The sequence below is a fragment of the Amycolatopsis sp. 2-15 genome (assembly GCF_030285625.1).
Taxonomy (GTDB): Bacteria; Actinomycetota; Actinomycetes; order Mycobacteriales; family Pseudonocardiaceae; genus Amycolatopsis; species Amycolatopsis carbonis.
Genome location: NZ_CP127294.1, coordinates 293,494 through 315,000, shown reverse-complemented (window position 1 = coordinate 315,000; position 21,507 = coordinate 293,494). Strand labels below are relative to the sequence as shown.

Below are 21,507 nucleotides of genomic sequence, written 5' to 3'. Positions count from 1 at the left end.
GTCACATGTTTCACCACGGGGGTAGAGCTACTGGATGGTCTAGGGGCCTTACCGGGTTACCGAAATCAACCAAACTCCGAATACCGTGGTGTGAGAGTGTGGCAGTGAGACGGCGGGGGATAAGCTTCGTCGTCGAGAGGGAAACAGCCCAGAACACCAGCTAAGGCCCCTAAGTGTGTGCTCAGTGGGAAAGGATGTGGGATTGCCCAGACAACCAGGAGGTTGGCTTAGAAGCAGCCACCCTTGAAAGAGTGCGTAATAGCTCACTGGTCAAGTGGTCCTGCGCCGACAATGTAGCGGGGCTTAAGCACACCGCCGAAGCTGTGTCATTGACACAATAGATCCGCGTGTTCCCTTGAGGAGCGTGTGTAGTCGTGTTGATGGGTAGGGGAGCGTCCTGCATCCAGGGAAGCCACGGTGGAAACCAGTGGTGGAGGGTGTGGGAGTGAGAATGCAGGCATGAGTAGCGAATGCAGAGTGAGAAACTCTGCCGCCGGATGACCAAGGGTTCCTGGGCCAGGCTAATCCGCCCAGGGTAAGTCGGGACCTAAGGCGAGGCCGACAGGCGTAGTCGATGGACAACGGGTTGATATTCCCGTACCCGAGCATGTGCGCCCATGATGAGGCAGTTGATACTAACCACCCAAAGCGCATGGTGAAGTCTTCGGATGGAGCTGTGTTGTGGAGCGTGGGATCTGATTCTGTAGTAGTCAAGCGATGGGGTGACGCAGGAAGGTAGCTCCGCCAGGCGATGGTTGTCCTGGTGTAAGCGTGTAGGCCGTCATGTAGGTAAATCCGCATGGCTATAGGCTGAGACGTGATGCGTAGCCGTTTGAGGCGAAGAGGGTGATCCTATGCTGCCGAGAAAAGCCTCTAGTGAGTGCATGCACGGCCCGTACCCCAAACCAACACAGGTGGTCAGGTAGAGAATACCAAGGCGATCGGGTGAACTGTGGTTAAGGAACTCGGCAAAATGCCCCCGTAACTTCGGGAGAAGGGGGGCCAGTGCTCTTGAGGCCTTTTACAGGCTAGGGAGTGGTGGCCGCAGAGACCAGCGGAAAGCGACTGTTTACTAAAAACACAGGTCCATGCGAAGTCGCAAGACGATGTATATGGACTGACGCCTGCCCGGTGCTGGAACGTTAAGAGGACCGGTTAATCCCTTCGGGGGTGAAGCTGAGAATTTAAGCGCCAGTAAACGGCGGTGGTAACTATAACCATCCTAAGGTAGCGAAATTCCTTGTCGGGTAAGTTCCGACCTGCACGAATGGCGTAACGACTTTCCGGCTGTCTCAACCACAGGCCCGGCGAAATTGCACTACGAGTAAAGATGCTCGTTACGCGCGGCAGGACGGAAAGACCCCGGGACCTTTACTATAGTTTGGTATTGGTTTTCGGTTCGGCTTGTGTAGGATAGGTGGGAGACTGTGAAGCGGTGACGCTAGTTACTGTGGAGTCATTGTTGAAATACCACTCTGGTCGAATTGGGAATCTGAACCTCGGGCCATGATCTGGTTCAGGGACAGTGCCTGATGGGTAGTTTAACTGGGGCGGTTGCCTCCTAAAGAGTAACGGAGGCGCCCAAAGGTTCCCTCAGCCTGGTTGGCAATCAGGTGTTGAGTGCAAGTGCACAAGGGAGCTTGACTGTGAGACAGACATGTCGAGCAGGGACGAAAGTCGGGACTAGTGATCCGGCACCACCTGGTGGAAGGGGTGTCGCTCAACGGATAAAAGGTACCCCGGGGATAACAGGCTGATCTTGCCCAAGAGTCCATATCGACGGCATGGTTTGGCACCTCGATGTCGGCTCGTCGCATCCTGGGGCCGGAGTAGGTCCCAAGGGTTGGGCTGTTCGCCCATTAAAGCGGCACGCGAGCTGGGTTTAGAACGTCGTGAGACAGTTCGGTCCCTATCCGCCGCGCGCGTAGGATACTTGAGGAAGGCTGTCCCTAGTACGAGAGGACCGGGACGGACGAACCTCTGGTGTGCCAGTTGTCCCGCCAGGGGCATGGCTGGTTGGCCACGTTCGGAAGGGATAACCGCTGAAGGCATCTAAGCGGGAAGCCTGTTCCAAGATGAGGTATCCCACCCCATGTGGGTTAAGGCCCCCAAGAGACGATTGGGTTGATAGGCCAGAGATGGAAGCACAGTAATGTGTTGTTGAGTTGACTGGTACTAATAGGCCGAGGACTTGCCTACAAAGATGTTACGCATCCACTCTACGGTTCTGAAACACCACGCGTGTTTCGTAGTGTTTCGGTGGTTATAGCGCCAGGGAAACGCCCGGTCCCATTCCGAACCCGGAAGCTAAGCCTGGTAGCGCCGATGGTACTGCAACCGAAGGGTTGTGGGAGAGTAGGACGCCGCCGAACTAAAAGTAAGGGTTAGGCCCCGGTTGAGAACGCGCAAGCGATTCTCCCGGGGCCTAACTCTATTTCCGGGTATTTTCACCCGCTGCCGACTGCGCCTTGCCCGGCCACCCCTGCGCCTTGCCCGGGCAGGAACGCCGGCTGCCCCACCGAGGCCGCGCTCCCCAGCCCAATCCGTACCCTGGGGGAGTGACACGTCTGCTGATCATCCAACCCGATGCGGGCGACCCCCTCGGCCCGCTCGGTGACTGGCTGGCCGAGGCCGGCGCCGAGCTCGATGCCCGAATGCCGCCGGAGAACGAGCTGCCCACGGACCTCGACGGCTACGCGGGCGTCATCTGCCTCGGCGGTGGCATGGGCGCGCTGGACGACGAGCGCCACCCGTGGCTCGCCGATGTGCGCAAGCTGCTGAGCCAGGCCACCGGCAAGCAGCTCCCGACGCTCGGCATCTGCCTCGGCGCCCAGCTGCTCGCCGCGGCCACCGGCGGCCAGGTCGTGGTCGGCGAGGACGGGCCCGAGGTCGGTCCCGCGCTGGTCTCCAAGAAGGACGCCGCCTGGACCGACCCGCTGTTCGCCGACCTGCCGCTGATGCCGGACGTGATCCAGTTCCACAACGACGTGATCAAGCGCCTCCCGCCCGGCGCCGAGCTGCTCGCGTCCGCGCCGCTGTACCAGAACCAGGCCTTCCGTCTGCGACGTTGCGTCTACGGCGTGCAGTTCCACATCGAGACGACGCCGGACGTCGTGCGCCGCTGGGCCGAGGACGAGCCCGAGATGGCGGAACTCACCCGTCCGGGGGCGCTCACGCCGGAGAAGCTGATCTCTGTGCACGCGGACATCGCCGAGACCTGGCGGCCGTTCGCGCACCGGTTCGTTCGATTGGCCGCCGGGGAGCTCGACGCGGCGGCGGAGAGTCAACACACGTTGCCGCTGGCTTAACGGATGATGCATGGATCACTAACGCAGCGTTGACGATTCACTCGATCGGTCAGGTACCTTGCGAGAGATGCTCCCGTAGGTACGGAGGACCGGGGTGGATCCCTCGCTAGTGGTCGTCGTCGTCATCGGCACGGCTCTCGTCTTCGACTTCACCAACGGCTTCCACGACACGGCCAACGCGATGGCTACCTCCATCGCCACGGGCGCGCTCAAACCGCGGGTCGCGGTAGCCATCTCGGCGGTGCTGAACCTCGCCGGTGCCTTCCTGTCGGTGGAGGTCGCCAAGACGATCTCCAGCGGCCTCGTCGACGACGCCAAGATCGGCCCGTCCATCGTCTTCGGTGGGCTGATCGGGGCGATCGTCTGGAACCTCGTCACCTGGTACATCGGCCTGCCGTCGAGCTCGTCGCACGCGCTTTTCGGCGGCCTCATCGGCGCCACCTGGGTTTCGGCGGGTGCCGACTCGGTGCACTTCGGCAAGATCGTGGACAAGGTCCTCGTGCCGGCCGCCGCGTCGCCGGTCATCGCCGGCCTGGTCGCGGCCGGCTTCACGTACCTGGTCTACAAGCTCTTCGTCCGCAGGCGTGGCGGGCGCGGCTTCCGCGTCGGGCAGATCGTGTCGGCGTCGCTGGTCTCGCTCGCGCACGGCACCAACGACGCACAGAAGACCATGGGCGTGATCACCCTGACGCTGGTCAGCGCCGGCAGCCTGCCCGCGGGCTCGGCGCCGCCGGTGTGGGTGATCATCAGCGCGGCCTCGGCCCTCGCGCTCGGCACGTATCTCGGTGGCTGGCGCATCACGCACACGCTCGGCAAGGGCCTCACCGACATCGAAGGCCCGCAGGGCTTCGCCGCGCAGACGAGCAGCGCCGCGGTGATCCTGCTGTCGTCGCACTTCGGTTTCCCGCTCTCGACCACGCACGTGTGCTCCGGCGGGATCGTCGGCTCGGGTGTCGGCCGGCGCGAGGCGCCTGTGCGCTGGCGGATGGCGGGACGCATGGTCGTGGCCTGGCTGTTCACGCTGCCCGCGGCCGCCCTTGTCGGCGCAGCCGCGGGGAAGCTCGCGTCGCTCGGCACGGCGGGGACCGTCGGCGTCGGGGTGGTGGGCATCGCCATCGGCGCCGGCATCTACGTGCTCTCGCGCCGCCGCCCCGTCACGGCGCACAGCTTCCAGGTGCCGGAGCCCTCGGCCGCCGACACGGAACCCGACCGGCTCGCCGCCTGAAAGTGAACGCGTGCCTGCCTGCTCAGCCGACGCGGATCCGGCTACGGTGAAGGAGATGGCAGAGCGCGCGCGGACGGCCGCATCGGCGGCCCGATACGGCTTCACCGACGACAAGGCCGACGCCCAGTTGCGCGCGGCGGGCTGGTGGGACGCCGCGGGACCGGTCGAGGGCACCGCCGACGTGCTCGCGGCCCTCTCGCGCGCCGCCGACCAGGACCTCGCGTTGCAGAGTCTCGACCGCATCCGCGAAGCCGACGAAGGCGCGTGGCCCGAGCTGGACGGCGCCCTGCGCGACAACCGGACGTTCCGCGGCCGCCTGCTCGGTGTGCTCGGCACGTCCACCGCGCTCGGCGATTTCCTCGCGGCCAACCCCGGCGAGTGGCACTGCCTCGCCGACCACCGCTGCACCGTGCCCGAGCAGTTCGCGGACCGGCTGCTCGAGGACCTGCGCCAGGACGACGGCACGTACGTGACCGGACTGGCCGCCGAGCAGGCGCTGCGCACGGCGTACCGGCGGCTGCTGCTCGGCATCGCGGCCGTCGACCTCGGGCACCTCGTCGAGGAGGGGCTCGAACACCCGTCGTTCAAGGACATCACCCACCAGCTGACGCTCCTGGCCGAGGCCGCGCTGAAGGCCGGCCTCGCGTCGGCCGAGCAGGAGGTCGGGGCGAGCGCCGAGGGCAAGCTGGCCGTGATCGCGATGGGCAAGACCGGCGGGCGCGAGCTCAACTACGTGAGTGACGTCGACGTGATCTTCGTCGGCGCCGGCGACCTCGGCGTGGCGACGCGGCTGGCCAGCACGATGATGCGGGTGGTCGGCAAGGCGTGCTTCGAGGTCGACGCGGCGCTGCGGCCGGAGGGCAAGAGCGGCGCGCTCGTGCGCACGCTGGAGGGGCACACGGCGTACTACCAGAAGTGGGCGAAGACCTGGGAGTTCCAGGCGCTGCTCAAGGCGCGCCCGGTCGCGGGTGACGCCGGGCTGGGCCAGCAGTACGCGGAGATGGTCGCGCCCATGGTGTGGGCGGCCGCCGATCGTGAGAACTTCGTGACCGAGGTGCAGCAGATGCGCCGGCGCGTGGAGGACCACGTGTCCGCGGAGCACGCTGAGCGCGAGCTGAAGCTGGGCCGCGGTGGGCTGCGTGACGTCGAGTTCGCCGTGCAGCTGCTGCAGCTCGTCCACGGGCGGGTGGATCCCGAGCTGCGTTCACCGTCCACAATGGAAGCTTTGGCGGCGCTGGGTGAGGGCGGGTACGTCGGGCGCGCGGACTCGGCCGAGATGGGGACTTCGTACGAGTTCCTGCGCACCGTCGAGCACCGGCTGCAGCTGCGCCGGCTGCGGCGCACGCACTTGTTCCCGGAGTCGAACGACACCGACGAGCTGCGCATCCTCGCGCGCGCGTGCGGGATTCGCGCGGTGCGTGGCCGCAGCCAGGGCCAGGAGCTGCTGGCGGAGTTCCGCCGCCACGCGCAGGGGATCCGGCGGCTGCACGAGAAGGTCTTCTACCGCCCGCTGCTGCAGTCCGTGGCGAACGTGCCGACGGAAGCGCTGCGGCTCACGACGAAGCAGGCCGCCAGCCGGCTCGCCGCGCTGGGTTACGCGGCGCCGGAAGGCGCGCTGCAGCACATCAAGGCGCTGACCGCGGGCGTCTCCCGCCGCGCGGCGATCCAGCAGGCGCTGCTGCCCGTGTTGCTCGATTTCCTCGCCGACACTCCGGATCCCGACGGCGGTCTGCTCTCGTACCGGAAGGTGTCCGAGGCGCTGGAGGACACGCCCTGGTACTTGCGTGTGCTGCGTGACGAGGGCACGGTCGTGGAGCGGCTCGCGTTCCTGCTGGGGACGTCGAAGCTCGTGCCCGACCTGCTCGTGCGTGCGCCGGAAGTGCTGCAGCTGCTGGGAGAACCGGCTCGGCTGACGGGGCGCAAGCCGGCCGAGGTGGCGACGTCGCTGCGGGCGGCCGTCCGGCGTCAGCCCGGGTTGAACGCGGCGGTGGCGGCTGCGCGGTCGTTGCGGCGGCACGAGCTGTTGCGCGTGGCCTGTGCGGATTTGCTGGGACTGCTGGACGTTCCGGCCGTGTGCGAGGCGCTGTCGAGCGTGTGGGTCGCCGTGCTGCAGGGTGCGCTGGCCGCCGCGTACCGGCAGCGGCAGGCGGAGCTGGGGCGTACGCCGGCGACCGTCGCGGTGATCGGCATGGGCCGGCTCGGGGGCGCGGAGCTGGGCTACGGCTCGGACGCCGACGTGCTGTTCGTCTGCGAGCCCGCGGAAGGCGTGTCGGACTCCGAGGCGGCGAAGTTCGCTTCGTCGGTGGCCGAGACCGTGCGCAAGATGCTGGGCGCGCCGAGTTCCGACCCGGCGCTGGTCGTCGACGCGGACCTTCGGCCGGAGGGCCGCAGCGGGCCGCTGGTCCGGACGTTGGAGTCCTACCGCGCGTACTACCAGCGCTGGGGCGAGGTCTGGGAAGCGCAGGCATTGCTGCGCGCGCGGTTCATCGCCGGCGACGAGGAGCTGGGCGAGCGGTTCATCACGATGATCGACCCCGTCCGCTACCCCGAGGGCGGCCTGGACGCGACGAAGGCCCGCGAGATCCGCCGCATCAAGGCGCGCGTGGAAACCGAGCGCCTGCCCCGCGGCGCCGACCCGACCCGTCACACGAAGCTTGGCCGCGGTGGGCTGGCTGACGTCGAGTGGACCGTGCAGCTGTTGCAGCTGCAGCACGCGCACGAGCAGCCGAGCCTGCGGACCGCGTCGACGCTCGACGCTTTGACGGCGCTCGCGGACACGGGTCTGGCGCCCGCGGAGTCGGTCGATTACCTGCGCGAGGCGTGGCTGCTGGCCACGCGCGTGCGCAACGCCGGGATGCTCGTGCGCGGCAAGGCCGTCGACGAGGTGCCCAGCTCGGGCCGCGACCTGGCCGCCGTGGCGCGCGTGTTCGGCTACACCGTCGACGACGATCCGGGCGAGTTCCTCGACAGCTACCGCCGCGTCACGCGCCGCGCCCACGCAGTGGTCGAGGAGCTGTTTTACGAGAACTAGCTTTTACCTAGAGTGGGGCGCGTGACCGATCGCGAACCGTTCCGCACCCGCATCAAGGTGCGCCACTACGAGCTCGACTCGCTGGGCCACCTCAACCACGCCGTCTACCACTCCTACGGCGAGGTCTCGCGCATCGAACTCTTCGAATCCGCGGGCGATTCGCGGCTGCGCGAGGAAAACCTCGCGCCGGTCCTGCTGGAGTCCCACATCGTCTACCGCCGCGAACTCCGCGGCGGCGACACCGTCGACGTCACCTGCGACGCCCGCTTCGGCGACGGCAAGGTCTTCTGGATGACCTCCCGCATCCTCAAACTCGACGGCACCCTCTCTGCCGAGATCACCTGCACGGTGGGCCTGATGGACCTGGCGGCCCGCCGCCTCGTCGACGACCCCCGCGGCCGCTTCGAACGCGCCGGCCTGAACCTCAAGGTCCTCTCGACGGGGGAGCAGTGACTTCCCGGCTCTCGGAGATCCGCACTTCGTACGACACCGTCGTCGCCAGCTACGCCGAACAGCTCCGCGACCGCCTCGCCGGCGAACCCTAGTTGCGTTCCGTGCTGGCGCTTTTCGCCGAACTCGCCGATGACCGCGTCGCCGACGTCGGCTGCGGCCCCGGCTGGGTCACCGCCCACCTGCGCTCGCTCGGCGTCGACGCCTTCGGCCTCGACCTCTCACCGAGATGATCGCCTTCGCCCGCCGCACCCATGCCGGCGTCCCCTTCGCGGTGGGCTCGATGACGGCGCTGCCGCTACGACGGCTTCCGTGGACGGCGTCCTCGCCTTCTGGTCCCTCATCCACATCCCGGATGCCCTCGTCCCCACCGTCCTCGCTCACTTCCACCGCGCCCTCCGCCCCGGCGGTGTGGTCCTGCTCGGCTTCCACGTCGGCGACACGACCACCTGCAAGACCTCGGGCTACGGCGGCCACCCCATGCACGTCCACATCCACCGCCGCCGCCCGGCCACCATGTCGGCCTTCCTGCGGGCAGCCGGTTTCACCGTCGAATCGGAACACCTGCTCGACCCGGACGCGCGCGTCCCCGGCGGCGTGGTCATCGCGCGGGCCGGTCAGTCCCAGTAGCTGAAGAGCGCTTCGCTGAGGTTTCCGGCCGCCAGTCGATTGTGCGCGCGGCGGAATAGCAGAGGCGGCGGAAGTCGCGGACGTCGGACTCGGCCGGTCAGTCGGCTCGCATGCCGCGCCACACGAAGTCCACCAGGTTTTCCGTAGCCGCCTTCCAGTCCTCGTCCGGCCTGAGCAGCAGCAAGCCCGCCATGGCGCGCATTACCGTGTCCACCGACGTGTCCGAGCGGATGGTGCCGGCGGCTATGTTGGCGTTCAGCAGGGTGCCGAGGGCGTCGACCAGGGATTTGTACGCGTGGGCCGGCAGTTGGGCGCTGCTCGAGGCCGCGCGCAGAGCCGTGGCGAGGCCGCGTTTGGTGATCAGGTAGTGGGCGAGGTGCTCCCTCGCCCACACCCGGAATGCCTGCTCCGGCGAGCGCTGCTCCAGCAGCGCCGGCACGACTTCGACGAGCTGGCACACCTCCCGCTCGTACACGGCGAGGATGAGGTCGGCCGCGGTCGGGAAGTGGCGGTACACGGTGCCGACGCCGACTTCGGCCTGCTTCGCGATGGCGTTGAACGAGACCTCACCCGAGCACGCGAGCGTCTGAGCCGCGACGGCGAGGATGCGCTCGTGGTTGCGCCGGGTGTCCGCGCGTCGCGGGCTGACCGATCCCGTCGACATCGTTCCTCCCGTTCCCGGCGGCGTCTTCCCTGCTCAAGACTCTAGTGCAGCCCTGGAGCGACTCCAGGGCAACTTTCATTGCGAAGCGGATAGTAATCCGATAGCCTCGGAAACACGAGTCCTAGCGGATCACTATCCGCTAGTTTACGCCGACCGTGTGGCCGGCTTCTCCCACCACATCTGCGGGAAAGAGATCCGAGTGGACATCTCCCTCGAAATCAACGGACGAGTCGAACAGCTCGCCGTAGAACCCGGCGTGACGCTGCTCGACGCGTTGCGCGAACGCCTGGGCGTGACCGGCCCGAAGAAGGGCTGCGACCGCGGCCAGTGCGGCGCCTGCACCGTGCACGTCGACGGTAAACCCGTGCTTTCGTGCCTCACCCTCGCCGCCACCGTGCGCAAGCCGGTCACCACGGTCGAAGGTCTGTCCACTGAGGACGAATTGCATCCCGTGCAACAGGCGTTCGTGGACCAGGACGCGTTGCAGTGTGGTTTCTGCACGTCCGGGCAGGTCATGTCGGCCGTCGCCGCTGTGCGCGACGATGTCACGGACGTCCGCGAGTTCATGTCCGGCAACCTGTGCCGCTGTTCGGCGTACCCGAACATCGTGGCGGCGGTCGAGCAGGCGAGGAGGGCCGATGCGACCGTTTGAGCTGACCGCGCCCACCACTGTCGAAGACGCGCTCGACGCGTCCGGAACCTTCTTCGCCGGCGGCACCACGCTCGTCGACCTGATGAAGCTCGACGTCCTCACCCCGCAGCGGGTGCTGGACATCAACGACCTCCCGCTGCGCGGCATCGACACCACCGACGGCCTGCGTTTCGGGGCGCTGGAACGGATGGGTGACGTCGCCGCGCACCCCGGCGTGTACCCGGCGATCTCGCGCGCGCTACTGCTGAGCGCTTCGCAGCAGCTGCGGAACATGGCCAGCATCGGCGGCAACCTCATGCAGCGCACGCGGTGCTCGTACTTCCGCGACGTCAACATGCCGTGCAACCGGCGAGATCCGGGCAGCGGGTGTTCCGCGCTGGCGGGAGTGAACCGGATGCACGCGATCCTCGGCACGAGTGACGCCTGCGTGGCCACCCACGCCAGCGACGTCGCGGTGGCGCTGGTCGCGCTCGACGCCGAGGTCGAACTCGCGGGCAAGTCCGGCACGCGCACGGTGAAGCTCACCGATTTCTACCGCACGCCGGGCGAAACGCCGGACGTGGAGAACGACCTGCGCCCCGGTGAGCTGATCACCGAGGTGCGCGTGCCGCGGCTCGACTGGGCCGAGAACTCCACCTACGTCAAGGTTCGCGACCGTCAGTCGTACGAGTTCGCGCTGGCGTCGGCGGCGGTGGCTCTGGACGTGCGGGACGGCGTGATCGCCGACGCGCGGGTGGCCGTCGGCGGGGTGGCGACGGTTCCGTGGCGGCTCACGGCGGTGGAAGAAGCGTTGCGGGGCAAGGATGTCACGGAGGAGTCGTTCGTACAGGCGGCTTCGCTGGCCGCCGAGGGGGCGCGGCCGTTGGCGTTCAACTCGTTCAAGGTGTCGCTGGTGAAGCGCACGGTCGTGCGCGCGCTGCTGGAGCTGACCGAAGGGAGCCGTCGATGAGCGACAGGCTCGATGCGCCGCTGAAGGTCACCGGGCGCGCGAAGTACGCGATGGACCACAACTTGCCGGGCATGGCGTACGGCTACGTCGTGGTCAGCACCGTGGCCCACGGCCAGGTCGAGACCATGGACGCCGATGCGGCGAAGGAGGCGCCCGGCGTTATCGCGGTGTACACGCCGTTTGAGCGGCTGGACCTGCGCACGCCGCCGGTGTCGCCGATCATGGGCGAGACGTGGGTGCCGCTGCGCAACACCGACGTCGACTACTACGGGCAGCCGATCGGGTTCGTAGTCGCGAACTCGTTCGAGCAGGCGCGCGACGCGGCGATGCTGGTGCGCGTCACGTATGACGAGAAGCCGGCGCTGGTGTCGTTCGACGACGGCCTGGCGTCGGCCGAGGACGCGCCGGAGTCGCGGGGGAACCCGCCGCAGATCGAGGTGCTGGCCGACGAAGTTGAGTCCATTGAGGACGTTTTCGCCGCCGCGCCGTTCGTGGTGGACCACGCTTATCGCACCGCTACGCAGAACCACGCGGCGATGGAGCCGCACTCGGCCGTCGCGGTGTGGGACGAGGGCGAGCTCACGGTCTACACCGGCAACCAGGGCAGCAACCTCATCGCCACCGAGCTCGCCGGCGCGCTGGATCTGGACGTCGCGGCCGTGCACGTGATCAACCCTTACGTCGGCGGCGCGTTCGGCGGCAAGGGCCGCACCTCGACGCCGGCGTTCCTCGCGGCAGCGGCGGCGCGGGAGCTGGGCCGTCCGGTGAAAGCGGCCTTGACCCGCGAGCAGGTCTTCACCGCGACCGCCACCCGGGCCACGACGCTGCAGAAGGTCACCATCGGTGCCGATGCCGACGGCACGATCCTCGGCCTGCGCCACGACTCGTGGTCGAGCACGGCGATGGACCGCTCCTTCGTCGAGCCGACCTCGCACGGCACCTCACGCGAGTGGTACGCCACCAAAAACCTGTCCATCAGCCAGAAAATGGTGCCGCTCAACATCCCGCCGACCACGTTCATGCGCGCGCCCGGGGAGGCGCCGGGCTCATTCGCGCTGGAAAGCGCGATGGACGAGCTCGCGCTGGCGCTCGACATGGACCCGATCGAGCTGCGCGTACGGAACAGCTCGCTCGCCCCGCCGGGCAAGGACCTGCAGTGGTCGAGCAAGCACCTCGACGAATGCTTCACCGTCGGCGCGCGCGAGTTCGGCTGGTCTCCGCGGCCGAACGCACGCGTCGAGGGCGACTGGCTCGTCGGCGTCGGCATGGCGACCGCGATGTTCCCCGCCCTCCGCTTCCCCGCCACGGTCGGCATCACGCTGCACGCCGACGGCACCGCGGAGGTCGCCACCAGCGGCGCCGACCCGGGCACGGGCCTGCTCAACGTCATGTCGTCCGTCGGCGCCGAGTCGCTGGACCTCGCGCCGTCCCGGATCACGCCTCGCCTGGGCGACTCCAAGCTGCCCCCGGGCGGCATGTCCGGCGGCTCCACCGCGACGGCCAGCGTCGGCACCGCGATCATGCTCGCCGCGAGCGAGGTCCTCGACGCGCTGCTGGCCCTGGCCTCCGCGCCGGGCGCCCCGTTCGCAGGGCAAATCGTGACGTACGCCGACGGCCTCCTCCACGGCGACACCGACACCATGCCCTTCGGTGAGCTGCTTCGCGCTGTCGGCCGGGAATCGTTGTCCGCCAACGGCTCCTCCGCCCCCGGTGAGGAACTGACCAAGCATTCGTTCAGCTCCTTCGGCGCCCAGTTCTGCGAGGTCCGCGTCCACCGCCTCACCGGCGAAGCCCGCGTCTCCCGCCTGCTCGGCGTCTTCGACGGCGGCCGCATCATCAACGACAAACTCGCCCGCAGCCAAATCAAGGGCGGCATGATCTGGGGCGTCTCCGCGGCCCTGCACGAGGCCCTCGAGCTGGACGGGGTCGGCCGCTTCGCCAACGCCGACTTCGCCGGCTACCTCCTGCCGGTCAACGCCGACATCCCCGACATCGACGTCCACTTCGTCCAGTACCCCGACACCTTCCACAACGCCGTCGGCGCCCGCGGCATCGGCGAAATCGCCACCGTCGGCGTCGCCGCCGCCATCGCCAACGCCATCCACAACGCGACCGGCGTCCGCGTCCGCCACATCCCGATCATGGTGGAAGACCTGCTGGTGGACTGAGCCTTTTCGGCGGGGGTGTGAACAGACGGCCGTCGGGGTTTCCGCCCCGGCGGCCGTCTCATGCACCTCGCGAGCCGCAACAACGGCAGTGGTCGGCGCGGTGCTTCGCGAAGGACGCCGAGTAAACGGGCAAAAAAAATCGGGACGACGGCCGAGGTATTCCCTCGACCGCCGTCCCGCGTCTTACCTGGCCGTCAGTTCACGGCCGGCCGATCACACGTCGTAGTAGAGCGCGAACTCGTACGGGTGCGGGCGCAGCCGCAGCGGGTCGATTTCGTTTTCGCGCTTGTAGGAGATCCAGGTGTCGATCACGTCGGGCGTGAAGACGCCGCCCTCGAGGAGGAAGTCGTGGTCGGCTTCCAGGGTGTCGAGGACCGAGCCGAGGTCGCCGGGGACGAGCTTGACGTTCTTGGCCTCCTCGGGCGGGAGCTCGTAGAGGTCCTTGTCGATGGGCTCCGGCGGCTCGATCTTGTTCTTGATGCCGTCGAGGCCGGCCATCATCATTGCGGAGAAGGCCAGGTACGGGTTGCCCGACGAGTCCGGGCAGCGGAACTCGGCGCGCTTGGCCTTCGGGTTGTTGCCCGTGATGGGGATGCGGACACACGCCGAACGGTTGCGCTGCGAGTACACCAGCGAAACCGGCGCCTCGAAGCCCGGCACGAGGCGGTGGTACGAGTTCACCGTCGGGTTCGTGAAGGCCAGCAGGCTCGGCGCGTGCTTGAGCAGGCCGCCGATGTAGTGGCGCGCCGTGTCGGACAGGCCCGCGTAGCCGGACTCGTCGTGGAACAGCGGCTGGCCGTCCTTCCACAGCGACTGGTGGCAGTGCATGCCCGAGCCGTTGTCGCCGGCGAGCGGCTTCGGCATGAACGTCGCGGTCTTGCCGGCGTTGAACACGGTGTTCTTCACGATGTACTTGAACAGCTGCAGGTCGTCGGCAGCGTGCAGCAGCGTGTTGAACTTGTAGTTGATCTCCGTCTGGCCGGCGGTGCCCACCTCGTGGTGCGCGCGCTCGATCTCGAAGCCGGAGCCCTGCAGCTGGCGGACGATGTCGTCGCGCAGGTCGGCGAAGTGGTCGACCGGCGGGACGGGGAAGTAGCCGCCCTTGAACTTCGTCTTGTAGCCCTGGTTGCCGCCGACCTCGTCGGCGCCGGTGTTCCACCAGCCCTCGACCGAGTCGATCTCGTGGAACGACGCGTGCTCGGCCGAGTCGAAGCGCACGGAGTCGAAGATGTAGAACTCCGCCTCCGGGCCGAAGTACACGTTGTCGGCCACGCCGTACTCGGCGATGTACTGCTCGGCCTTGCGCGCGATGTTGCGCGGGTCGCGGCTGTAGGCCTCACGCGTGAACGGGTCGTGCACGAAGAAGTTCAGCGAGAGCGTCTTGGTCTTGCGGAACGGGTCGATGCGCGCGGTCTCGGGGTCCGGCAGCAGCATCATGTCGGACTCGTGGATCGACTGGAAGCCGCGCACGGACGAGCCGTCGAAGGCGAGGCCCTCTTCGTAGGCCTCGAGGTCGAAGGCCTTCGCGGGCACCGTGAAGTGCTGCATCACGCCCGGCAGGTCGCAGAACCTGACGTCGATGGACTCCACCTTCTCGTCGGCGATCAGGCGCTGGATGTCGTCTGGAGTAGTGGGCACCCTCGGTGACTCCTTCTTCGATCGAGCTCGCTCGGCAGTACTCTCTTCGGCTCACGCTAAGAGTGCGGTGTTGCCCGACCGTCACCCGTATGTTTCACACACGTTAACGGGTGGCGTGACACGCGCCATCCGACCAGGGCGGATGTGGTGTGCGCCACCGGCATACCCTGGACGGGTGGCGAGATGGACGGGCGAATGGCTCCCCGGGACCGGCAGCGGTCCGGGCTCGGAAAACCGAACCGCGCCGAAATGGCCCGGTGAAACGTTCGGCCTGCCCGAAGCCGGCGTCGGCTCCGTTGCAGGGTTCGGTTCGCGCCTGTTGGCGCTGGTCATCGACCTGGTGCTCGCGGGCCTGATCACCACGCTGTTCGTGCGCTACGACCTGCAGGACGTCGCCGCGATGCAGACGTTCAACTGGTGGGCCGGCGTCGCCTGGGCCGTCATCACGACCGTGCCGGCGATGTTCTTCGGCTTCACGCCGGGCATGGGCGCCGTGGGCGTCCGCGTCGCGCGCCTCGACGGCGCCACGATGGTCGGCCCCTGGCGCGCCGTGGTGCGGATGGTGCTCACGGTCGTGATCGTGCCCGCCCTCGTCCGCAACACCGACGGCCGCAGCTGGCTCGACCGCGTGACCGGCACCGTCGTGATCCGGATGCGCTGACCACAGTCCCAAGAAAAAGGCCTCCCACTCGGCGACGAGTCGGGAGGCCTTTTCCGTGGACCAGGGTCAGCGTCGGCGGATCGTCCGCTGCACGTTGCGCATCTTCGCGCCGGCGGGCATCGGGCCCTTCGGCATGGCCGCGCCGCGGTTGCCGAGCGCCGCGAGCTTGGCCTCGAGCGCGTCGACCTGCGGCGGCTTGAGGTTGCGCGGCAGCTTCATCAGCGTGCTCTGCAGCTTCTTGAGCGGGATCTCGTTCTCGCCGTTGCCGATGGTGTAGTCGTAGATCGGGGTGTCGCCGATCAGGCGCGACACGCGCTTCTTCTCCTGCGAGAGCAGCGCCTTCACGCGGTGCGGCGCGCCCTCGGCCACGAGGATCACGCCGGGCGCGCCGAGCACGCGGTGCACGGCGTCGAGCTGCGTGGTCGCGGCGACGGTCGGCGTCACGCGCCAGCTGCCGCGCATGTTCTCCAGCGCCCACGCGCCGGCGCCGGGCTGGCCGTCGGCCTTCGTGTACACGGTCTTCTGCACACGGCGCCCGAAGATGATCACCGCGAGCAGCACGCCCAGCACGATGCCCAGCGGCAACAGCGCCCACTGCACGTTGAAGATGAACCCGACACCGAACAGGACGCCCGCGACGACCACGATCGAGCCGGCCATCCAAGGAATCAGCATCGGGTCTTCGCGGCGTTGCATCTTGAACGCCTCGAAGAGCTGCCCGCGCCGCGCCTTGCCGGCCGCGCGCTTCTCCTGCTTGGCCAGCTTGGCCGCTTCCTTGTCCTGCTTTCCCGCCATCTGACCAGGATACGGCCGCGTGCCCTGCCACGAATCCCTCGGCCCCCTCTGCGAGGATCGAGGGGTGGCAAGCGCATCGTCTCCGAAGAGTCGCCAGGGCCTGCTCGACGGGCTGGACCCCGAGCAACGAGCCGCCGCCTCCGCGCCGCGTGGGCCCGTCTGCGTTCTCGCCGGCGCCGGCACGGGCAAGACGCGCACGATCACGCACCGCATCGCGCACCTGGTCGGCGCAGGTCACGTCTCCGCCGGGCAAGTACTCGCCGTCACCTTCACCACGCGCGCGGCGGGCGAGATGCGCACGCGGCTGCGCGGTCTCGGCGTCGACGCCGCGCAGGCGCTCACCTTCCACGCCGCGGCTCGCCGGCAGCTGCGGTACTTCTGGCCGCGTGTGATCGGCGACCGGCCGTGGGACCTCGTCGACAACAAGTTCCGCCTCGTGGCGCAGGCCGCGCAGCGCGCGCGGCTGAGCACGGAGACGGAGGTGCTGCGCGACCTCTCGAGCGAGATCGAGTGGAGCAAGGCCTCGCTCGTGTCGCCCGACGACTACCCGGCCGTCGCCGCGCGCACGCAGCGCGACACCCCGGCCCCGGTGGCGCAGGTCGCGCAGGTCTACCGGCTGTACGAGGAGATCAAGAACTCCGCGCAGGTCCTCGACTTCGACGACCTGCTCCTCCACACCACGGCCGTGCTCGAAGAACACGAAGCCGTCGCCGTCGAGTTCCGCGACCGCTACCGCTGTTTCGTGGTCGACGAGTACCAGGACGTCACGCCGTTGCAGCAGCGCCTGCTCGACGCGTGGCTCGGCGGCCGCGACGACCTCACCGTCGTCGGCGACGCCAACCAGACCATCTACTCCTTCGGCGGCGCTTCTCCGCGGCCGCTGCTGGAGTTCACACGGCGCTTCCCCGAGGCCACCGTCGTGCGGCTCGAGCGCGACTACCGGTCGACGCCCGAGGTCGTCGGGCTGGCGAACCGGGTGATCGGGGCGGCGCGCGGGCGTCCGGCGGGGTCTCGCCTGAAGCTCGTCGGCCAGCGGCCGCCGGGGCCAGAACCGCGCTTCGCCGAGTACGAGGACGAGTCGGCCGAAGCGGCGGCGGTCGCGCGGCGCGTGCGCGAGCTGCTCGACGGGGGAGTGTCGGCCAGCGAGATCGCGGTGCTGTTCCGCGTGAACGCGCAGTCGGAGGCCTACGAGCAGGCGCTGTCCGAGTCTGGCATCCCGTATCTCGTGCGCGGTGGCGAGCGGTTCTTCGCGCGCGCCGAGGTGCGGCAGGCGATGTCGGCGCTGCGCGTCGCGTCGAGTGATCCGACTTCGCTCGACCTGGTGACGGCGGTGCGGTCGGTGCTCGCGCGCGTCGGGCTCACCGAGCAGCCGCCCGCCGGCGGGGCGGCGAAGGAGCGGTGGGACGCGCTGCTCGCGTTGGTGGAGCTGGCCGAGGAGCTGGCGGCGAGCTTCGCCGACGCCGACCTGCCGCGGTTCGTCGCGGAGCTGGAGCAGCGCGCGGCGGCGCAGCACCCGCCGACGGTCGAAGGCGTCACGCTGGCGTCGCTGCACGCGGCGAAGGGCCTGGAGTGGGACGCCGTGTTCCTCGTCGGCCTGTCCGAGGGCACGATGCCGATCCTGCACGCGGGCGACGACGAGGCCGCGATCGAGGAGGAGCGGCGGCTGTTCTACGTCGGCGTCACCCGGGCGCGGGAACACCTGTCACTCTCGTGGTCGCTTTCGCGCACGCCGGGTGGCCGCCGCAACCGCCGCCGCAGCCGGTTCCTCTACGGGCTGATCCCGGAGGACCACCCCGCCGCCCGTGTCGCGCGGTCGCAGCAGACGTCGTCGGCGCCGGGCTCGAAGGCCGCGCGCTGCCGGTTGTGCGGCGGGCCGCTGCTGCAGACGATCGAGGTGAAGCTGGGGCGGTGCTCGAAGTGCCCGTCCACAGTGGATGAAGGGCTGCTGGAGAAGCTGAAGACGTGGCGCGGCGAGCGTTCCCGGGAACTCAAGGTGCCGGCCTTCGTGGTGTTCACCGACGCGACACTCATGGCCATCGCCGAACAGCGACCGACCGACGACGGAGCGCTCGTGTCGATCTCCGGCATCGGCGCGACGAAGCTTGAACGCTTCGGCGCGGAGGTGCTCGACGTGGTTCGCGCCTCGATGCGGTCTTGACCGCGTCCGCACCCTGATCGGTGCGGCGAACCCGCTGCTCGGAGGCGATCTTCGTAGCTTCGGAGAGTTTTCGGGAAAATAAGTTGCCCCGGTGTGCGAGGGGCAATAATCTGCTCCTACCCGGGTGGGAAGCCCCCGGTCTGGGGATCCACATGACGCGCGCCGCCTCGAGCGGCGAACGTCCGGACAGCGAAAGGTGGTGCCGGTGAAATGATCAGCAACATGATGCACACGAACCCTGGCACCGGTCTGTCCGGCTGCGGTCTCATCCCCGCTTCGCGCCAGGGTACCGGTGTGCCCACGAGCGCCCACTTCGGCGGATTCCGTCGGATTGACGAGCGTACGTGGACCGCGGTTGAGGTCACCCTGGCCAACGCCGCCCTCGTTGGCGCGTACCCGCAGGTTGACGTCGATCTGCCGACCATCAAGCAGTTCCGTGTTCCGTTGTCGATACGGGAGCGAAGTTCCTGACCTAGTCAGGACACGAGGCTCACGAAGGCCGCGGAACCGGTAACCGGATCCGCGGCCTTCGTGTTTTTTTGGCTGCACAACCCCATGAGGAACAAGTTGTCCAGTTCGATCGACAGTCCCAAAAACACCGAAACGACAAGAAGGAGCACGGAAATGTCGTCCGCCATCGCCTTCGCCGAGGGGTTCGACCTCGGTATCGGCGACCTGCTCGACGGGGCCGCCGCCCCTGAGCTCGACCTGCCCTGCCGTTCCCGCGACGCCGACCTCTGGTTCGCCGAGTCTCCCGCCGAGCTCGAGCGCGCCAAGGCCCTGTGCGCCGACTGCCCCGTCCGTGAGGCCTGCCTCGCGGGAGCCCTCGCCCGGCGCGAGCCGTGGGGCGTCTGGGGTGGCGAGATCTTCGAGCGCGGTGCCGTCATCGCGCGCAAGCGGCCCCGTGGCCGCCCGCGCAAGAACGCCGCCCTCGAGCCCGCCGCCGCAGCCCGGAGCGCCGCCGCATGACCGTCGAACTCATCACCATCCGCGACTACGAAGCGCGCACCCGCGAACCCGACCGCGCGCACCCGCTACCCAAACAGCTCGATACCCAGGAGACCAGCGAAATGTTGCTTCACGAAGAACTGTCCCGGGCCCGAATACGGGACCTGCACCAAGAAACCCAAGCGCTCCGCCCCTGGCGCCGCGCCCGAGCCGCCCGCCGGTGGTCCCGCCTCGCCCGCTGGGCGGCGGACCGCTCGAAGCGGTTCGAGGACTGAGTTGCCTTCGGGGGCTTTCAGGCTCTGAGGCTCGGCGTCGTTGAGGTTGGTTGGCCTCTGCGGCGCAGAGTTTCGAGTCCTTGAGGCACTGAGGCGTTGAGGTTCGGAGATCTCTGGGGCTCGGCGTCGTTCGAGGTTGGTTGGCCTCAGCGGCGCTGAGTTTCGGGCCGCCGAGGCCTTGAGATTTCTCCAGACTGCTTGCAGTCTTTGGGTTTTCGAAGTCCTCGATTTGTTGTCGGTGTGGAGGGCCGGCCCCCGGGGTGGTGACCGGCCCTCCGGTCATTTCGGGTTCGGCGGATATCGGGGACGCGGTCAGTCGCGTCGGCGTCGATGTGCTTCGGTGCTTCGCGGCTGTCGCTGCGGTTGCGGTCAGCGCGGCGAATCCCAGCCGGATCCGGCCCCGGCCGCGGAATTCGTCGATTCGGCCGCTCGACCCTGCGCAATGTCGGCGCCATCGGCCGGTGGCCGCCTGCCAATTACTTGGCGCCTCAGCTGATCCCCGCGGTGCTGCCGGGTCACTGCGGACCTTGTCGGCGGGCAGCCGGTTTGTCGGCTCGGTTCCGGTGGGGCTTCGGGTGTTGAATGAGGTTGTGTCCGCTCACACTCACGACCACATCGACTGGGCCGATCGGCTGACTCAGCTCCGCACGGCCGACACCCTCGACTCCGACGCCCTTTCGGCCATCGCCCGGCGGCTGGTCGCCGCCCTGCCCCCGACACCGACGATCGTCGACCTCGGCTGCGGCGCTGGCGGCATGAGCACCCACTTCGCCCGCGGCCTGGCCACCCACGGCGGCGGCACCCTCGTCCTCGTCGACGCGACACCGGAGCTGCTCGCCGAAGCCGAGAAGTCGGTACGGGCAGCCGTCGACACCGCCTCCAACGCTGCCGATGCGGTTGCTGGGCAGGCCACGCGCGGCGCCGTTGGGGGCGCTGGCTCGACCGGAAGCCGATCGGGGTCGGATGACCGCGCGGACGGTGGCTCCGCCAATGCGGCTTTCGATACCAGTGCGGTCGATGCGCCGGCCACGCGCGCCCGCGTTGGAGGCGCTGGTTCTGTCGGAAGGCGACCGACGTCGAGCGATCGCGCGGAGGGTGGTTCGACCAGTTCGGCCACCGGTGTCGTCGAGGTGCGGGTGGTGCGGGGTGACCTCGCGGATGCCGGGCTGCCGGGGGTGTTGCCGGCGGCGGATCTGGTGTGGGCGTCGCGCGTGGTGCATCACTTGCCGGACCAGCAGGAGGCCGTGGGGACGGTCGCGGCGGTCGCGAAGGCGGGCGGGCTGGTGGCGCTCGCGGAGGGCGGGCTCGATTTCCGGTGCCTGCCTTGGGATTTGGGCGTCGGCAGGCCCGGGCTCGAGGACCGGTTGCTGGCCGCGCAGGCCGAGTGGTTCATCGGCATGCGCGAGGGCATCGAGGGTGCCGTCGCGATGCCCTACGGTTGGTCGACCGCGCTGGAGCGCGCCGGGCTCACCGACGTCGACTCGTTCGGCGCGCTCGTGCACCACCGCGCGCCGGGCCCCGCGATGCTCGCGGAGTACGTCGTCCACCGCGTTGCCCGCATTTTCGAGTTCGGCGGCGAGTACCTCACGCCGGACGACCGCGAAACCCTCACCTCCCTCCTCGATCCGGACGGCCCCTATAACCTTGCCGCCCGGCGCGACCTCTACCTCACCGGCGCGAAAATCGTCCACTGTGGACGTCGCTCGTGACCGCCCCGGGCCCCACCTGCTCCCGTTGTGGCCGCGCCCGCTCCGCCGAGCCCGACCCGCTCGCCGCCCTGTCCTGGGTCTCCACCAAGGACAACGGCCGCTCCCAATGGCTCTGCACGACCTGCGCCCGCGACCACGTCCGCGACATCGAAGCCAAACTCCCCGACGAATACTGGTGACCCTCGGGCGAATCACCTCCCTTTCGCTAGTTGTCCGGCCGACCGTTGGCTGGGTCGGCCGCGCGCT

Annotated in this window: 19 protein-coding genes and 2 rRNA genes (1 of these 21 only partly in view); 18 read left to right on the top strand and 3 right to left on the bottom strand. The window is 68.5% G+C overall.

Annotated features, from left to right (window positions below):
* The 8 genes from QRX50_RS01465 to QRX50_RS49355 form a co-directional block, all read left to right on the top strand.
* Positions 1–2,199, top strand: a 23S ribosomal RNA gene (locus QRX50_RS01465); it begins 919 nt to the left of the window's first position.
* A gap of 56 nt (positions 2,200–2,255) precedes the next feature.
* A 5S ribosomal RNA gene (rrf, locus tag QRX50_RS01460) occupies positions 2,256–2,372 on the top strand.
* A 186-nt stretch (positions 2,373–2,558) separates the two neighbouring features.
* Positions 2,559–3,308, top strand: a complete 750-nt coding sequence (locus QRX50_RS01455) for a type 1 glutamine amidotransferase (protein ID WP_285970195.1) — start codon at positions 2,559–2,561, stop codon at positions 3,306–3,308.
* A gap of 94 nt (positions 3,309–3,402) precedes the next feature.
* A complete protein-coding gene (locus QRX50_RS01450; protein ID WP_285970194.1) occupies positions 3,403–4,533 on the top strand; it encodes an inorganic phosphate transporter in 1,131 nt (376 codons plus the stop codon).
* A gap of 55 nt (positions 4,534–4,588) precedes the next feature.
* Positions 4,589–7,564, top strand: coding sequence for a bifunctional [glutamine synthetase] adenylyltransferase/[glutamine synthetase]-adenylyl-L-tyrosine phosphorylase (locus tag QRX50_RS01445; protein WP_285970193.1), 2,976 nt, complete (start codon positions 4,589–4,591; stop codon positions 7,562–7,564).
* A gap of 21 nt (positions 7,565–7,585) precedes the next feature.
* Positions 7,586–8,017, top strand: a complete 432-nt coding sequence (locus tag QRX50_RS01440) for an acyl-CoA thioesterase (protein ID WP_220246551.1) — start codon at positions 7,586–7,588, stop codon at positions 8,015–8,017.
* 101 nt (positions 8,018–8,118) lie between these two features.
* Complete coding sequence (locus QRX50_RS49360; RefSeq protein WP_353074081.1) at positions 8,119–8,247, top strand: class I SAM-dependent methyltransferase; 129 nt, start codon at positions 8,119–8,121, stop codon at positions 8,245–8,247.
* A 79-nt stretch (positions 8,248–8,326) separates the two neighbouring features.
* Positions 8,327–8,644 (top strand): class I SAM-dependent methyltransferase, encoded by a 318-nt coding sequence (locus tag QRX50_RS49355; protein WP_353074080.1) that lies wholly within the window; start codon positions 8,327–8,329, stop codon positions 8,642–8,644.
* Between the two features lie 97 nt (positions 8,645–8,741).
* Here QRX50_RS49355 and QRX50_RS01430 read toward each other — a convergent pair whose 3' ends face one another.
* Positions 8,742–9,308, bottom strand: a complete 567-nt coding sequence (locus QRX50_RS01430; protein WP_285970192.1) for a TetR/AcrR family transcriptional regulator — start codon at positions 9,306–9,308, stop codon at positions 8,742–8,744.
* Positions 9,309–9,507: 199 nt separating this feature from the next.
* Between QRX50_RS01430 and QRX50_RS01425 the strand changes: the two genes are divergently transcribed.
* The 3 genes from QRX50_RS01425 to QRX50_RS01415 are packed head-to-tail and all read left to right on the top strand — an operon-like array spanning position 9,508 to position 13,077.
* The gene (locus tag QRX50_RS01425; RefSeq protein ID WP_285970191.1) at positions 9,508–9,960 is read left to right on the top strand and encodes a (2Fe-2S)-binding protein; all 453 of its coding nucleotides are present in this window, start codon (positions 9,508–9,510) and stop codon (positions 9,958–9,960) included.
* Entirely contained in the window at positions 9,947–10,909 is a 963-nt protein-coding gene (locus QRX50_RS01420; protein ID WP_285970190.1) for an FAD binding domain-containing protein, read from the top strand. Before QRX50_RS01425 ends, QRX50_RS01420 begins: the two co-directional genes overlap by 14 nt.
* On the top strand, positions 10,906–13,077 hold the full coding sequence (locus QRX50_RS01415; RefSeq protein ID WP_285970189.1) for a xanthine dehydrogenase family protein molybdopterin-binding subunit: 2,172 nt from the start codon (positions 10,906–10,908) through the stop codon (positions 13,075–13,077). The genes QRX50_RS01420 and QRX50_RS01415 overlap by 4 nt, the downstream gene beginning before the upstream one ends.
* A 213-nt stretch (positions 13,078–13,290) precedes the next feature.
* Here QRX50_RS01415 and glnA read toward each other — a convergent pair whose 3' ends face one another.
* Positions 13,291–14,715 carry a type I glutamate--ammonia ligase gene (glnA, locus tag QRX50_RS01410; protein WP_285970188.1) on the bottom strand — a complete coding sequence of 475 codons (1,425 nt, stop codon included), beginning with the start codon at positions 14,713–14,715 and terminating at the stop codon, positions 13,291–13,293.
* A 175-nt stretch (positions 14,716–14,890) separates the two neighbouring features.
* On the opposite strand from glnA, the gene QRX50_RS01405 reads away from it, so the two are divergent.
* Complete coding sequence (locus tag QRX50_RS01405; RefSeq protein ID WP_285970187.1) at positions 14,891–15,376, top strand: RDD family protein; 486 nt, start codon at positions 14,891–14,893, stop codon at positions 15,374–15,376.
* 66 nt (positions 15,377–15,442) lie between these two features.
* On the opposite strand, the gene QRX50_RS01400 is transcribed toward QRX50_RS01405, so the two are convergent.
* Positions 15,443–16,171: a DUF4191 domain-containing protein gene (locus QRX50_RS01400; protein ID WP_285970186.1), complete on the bottom strand. Its 729-nt coding sequence runs from the start codon at positions 16,169–16,171 to the stop codon at positions 15,443–15,445.
* 64 nt (positions 16,172–16,235) lie between these two features.
* On the opposite strand from QRX50_RS01400, the gene QRX50_RS01395 reads away from it, so the two are divergent.
* From QRX50_RS01395 to QRX50_RS01370, 6 genes are all read left to right on the top strand, one after another.
* Entirely contained in the window at positions 16,236–18,329 is a 2,094-nt protein-coding gene (locus QRX50_RS01395; protein WP_285970185.1) for an ATP-dependent DNA helicase UvrD2, read from the top strand.
* Between the two features lie 210 nt (positions 18,330–18,539).
* Positions 18,540–18,800: a hypothetical protein gene (locus QRX50_RS01390; protein ID WP_285970184.1), complete on the top strand. Its 261-nt coding sequence runs from the start codon at positions 18,540–18,542 to the stop codon at positions 18,798–18,800.
* Between the two features lie 153 nt (positions 18,801–18,953).
* Positions 18,954–19,298: a WhiB family transcriptional regulator gene (locus tag QRX50_RS01385; RefSeq protein WP_285970183.1), complete on the top strand. Its 345-nt coding sequence runs from the start codon at positions 18,954–18,956 to the stop codon at positions 19,296–19,298.
* A complete protein-coding gene (locus QRX50_RS01380) occupies positions 19,295–19,552 on the top strand; it encodes a hypothetical protein (protein WP_285970182.1) in 258 nt (85 codons plus the stop codon). The genes QRX50_RS01385 and QRX50_RS01380 overlap by 4 nt, the downstream gene beginning before the upstream one ends.
* A gap of 527 nt (positions 19,553–20,079) precedes the next feature.
* Positions 20,080–21,261, top strand: coding sequence for a class I SAM-dependent methyltransferase (locus QRX50_RS01375; RefSeq protein ID WP_285970181.1), 1,182 nt, complete (start codon positions 20,080–20,082; stop codon positions 21,259–21,261).
* Positions 21,258–21,440: a hypothetical protein gene (locus tag QRX50_RS01370; RefSeq protein WP_285970180.1), complete on the top strand. Its 183-nt coding sequence runs from the start codon at positions 21,258–21,260 to the stop codon at positions 21,438–21,440. The genes QRX50_RS01375 and QRX50_RS01370 overlap by 4 nt, the downstream gene beginning before the upstream one ends.
* The last annotated feature ends 67 nt before the right edge of the window (positions 21,441–21,507 follow it).

What these genes read in the sequence shown, in the direction of transcription:
- QRX50_RS01445 (WP_285970193.1), top strand. Translation starts at nt 4,589, where the DNA reads ATGGCAGAGCGCGCGCGGACGGCCGCATCGGCGGCCCGATACGGCTTC.
- QRX50_RS01430 (WP_285970192.1), bottom strand. Translation starts at nt 9,308, where the DNA reads ATGTCGACGGGATCGGTCAGCCCGCGACGCGCGGACACCCGGCGCAAC.
- QRX50_RS01420 (WP_285970190.1), top strand. Translation starts at nt 9,947, where the DNA reads ATGCGACCGTTTGAGCTGACCGCGCCCACCACTGTCGAAGACGCGCTC.
- QRX50_RS01415 (WP_285970189.1), top strand. Translation starts at nt 10,906, where the DNA reads ATGAGCGACAGGCTCGATGCGCCGCTGAAGGTCACCGGGCGCGCGAAG.
- QRX50_RS01400 (WP_285970186.1), bottom strand. Translation starts at nt 16,171, where the DNA reads ATGGCGGGAAAGCAGGACAAGGAAGCGGCCAAGCTGGCCAAGCAGGAG.
- QRX50_RS01390 (WP_285970184.1), top strand. Translation starts at nt 18,540, where the DNA reads ATGATCAGCAACATGATGCACACGAACCCTGGCACCGGTCTGTCCGGC.
- QRX50_RS01385 (WP_285970183.1), top strand. Translation starts at nt 18,954, where the DNA reads ATGTCGTCCGCCATCGCCTTCGCCGAGGGGTTCGACCTCGGTATCGGC.
- QRX50_RS01380 (WP_285970182.1), top strand. Translation starts at nt 19,295, where the DNA reads ATGACCGTCGAACTCATCACCATCCGCGACTACGAAGCGCGCACCCGC.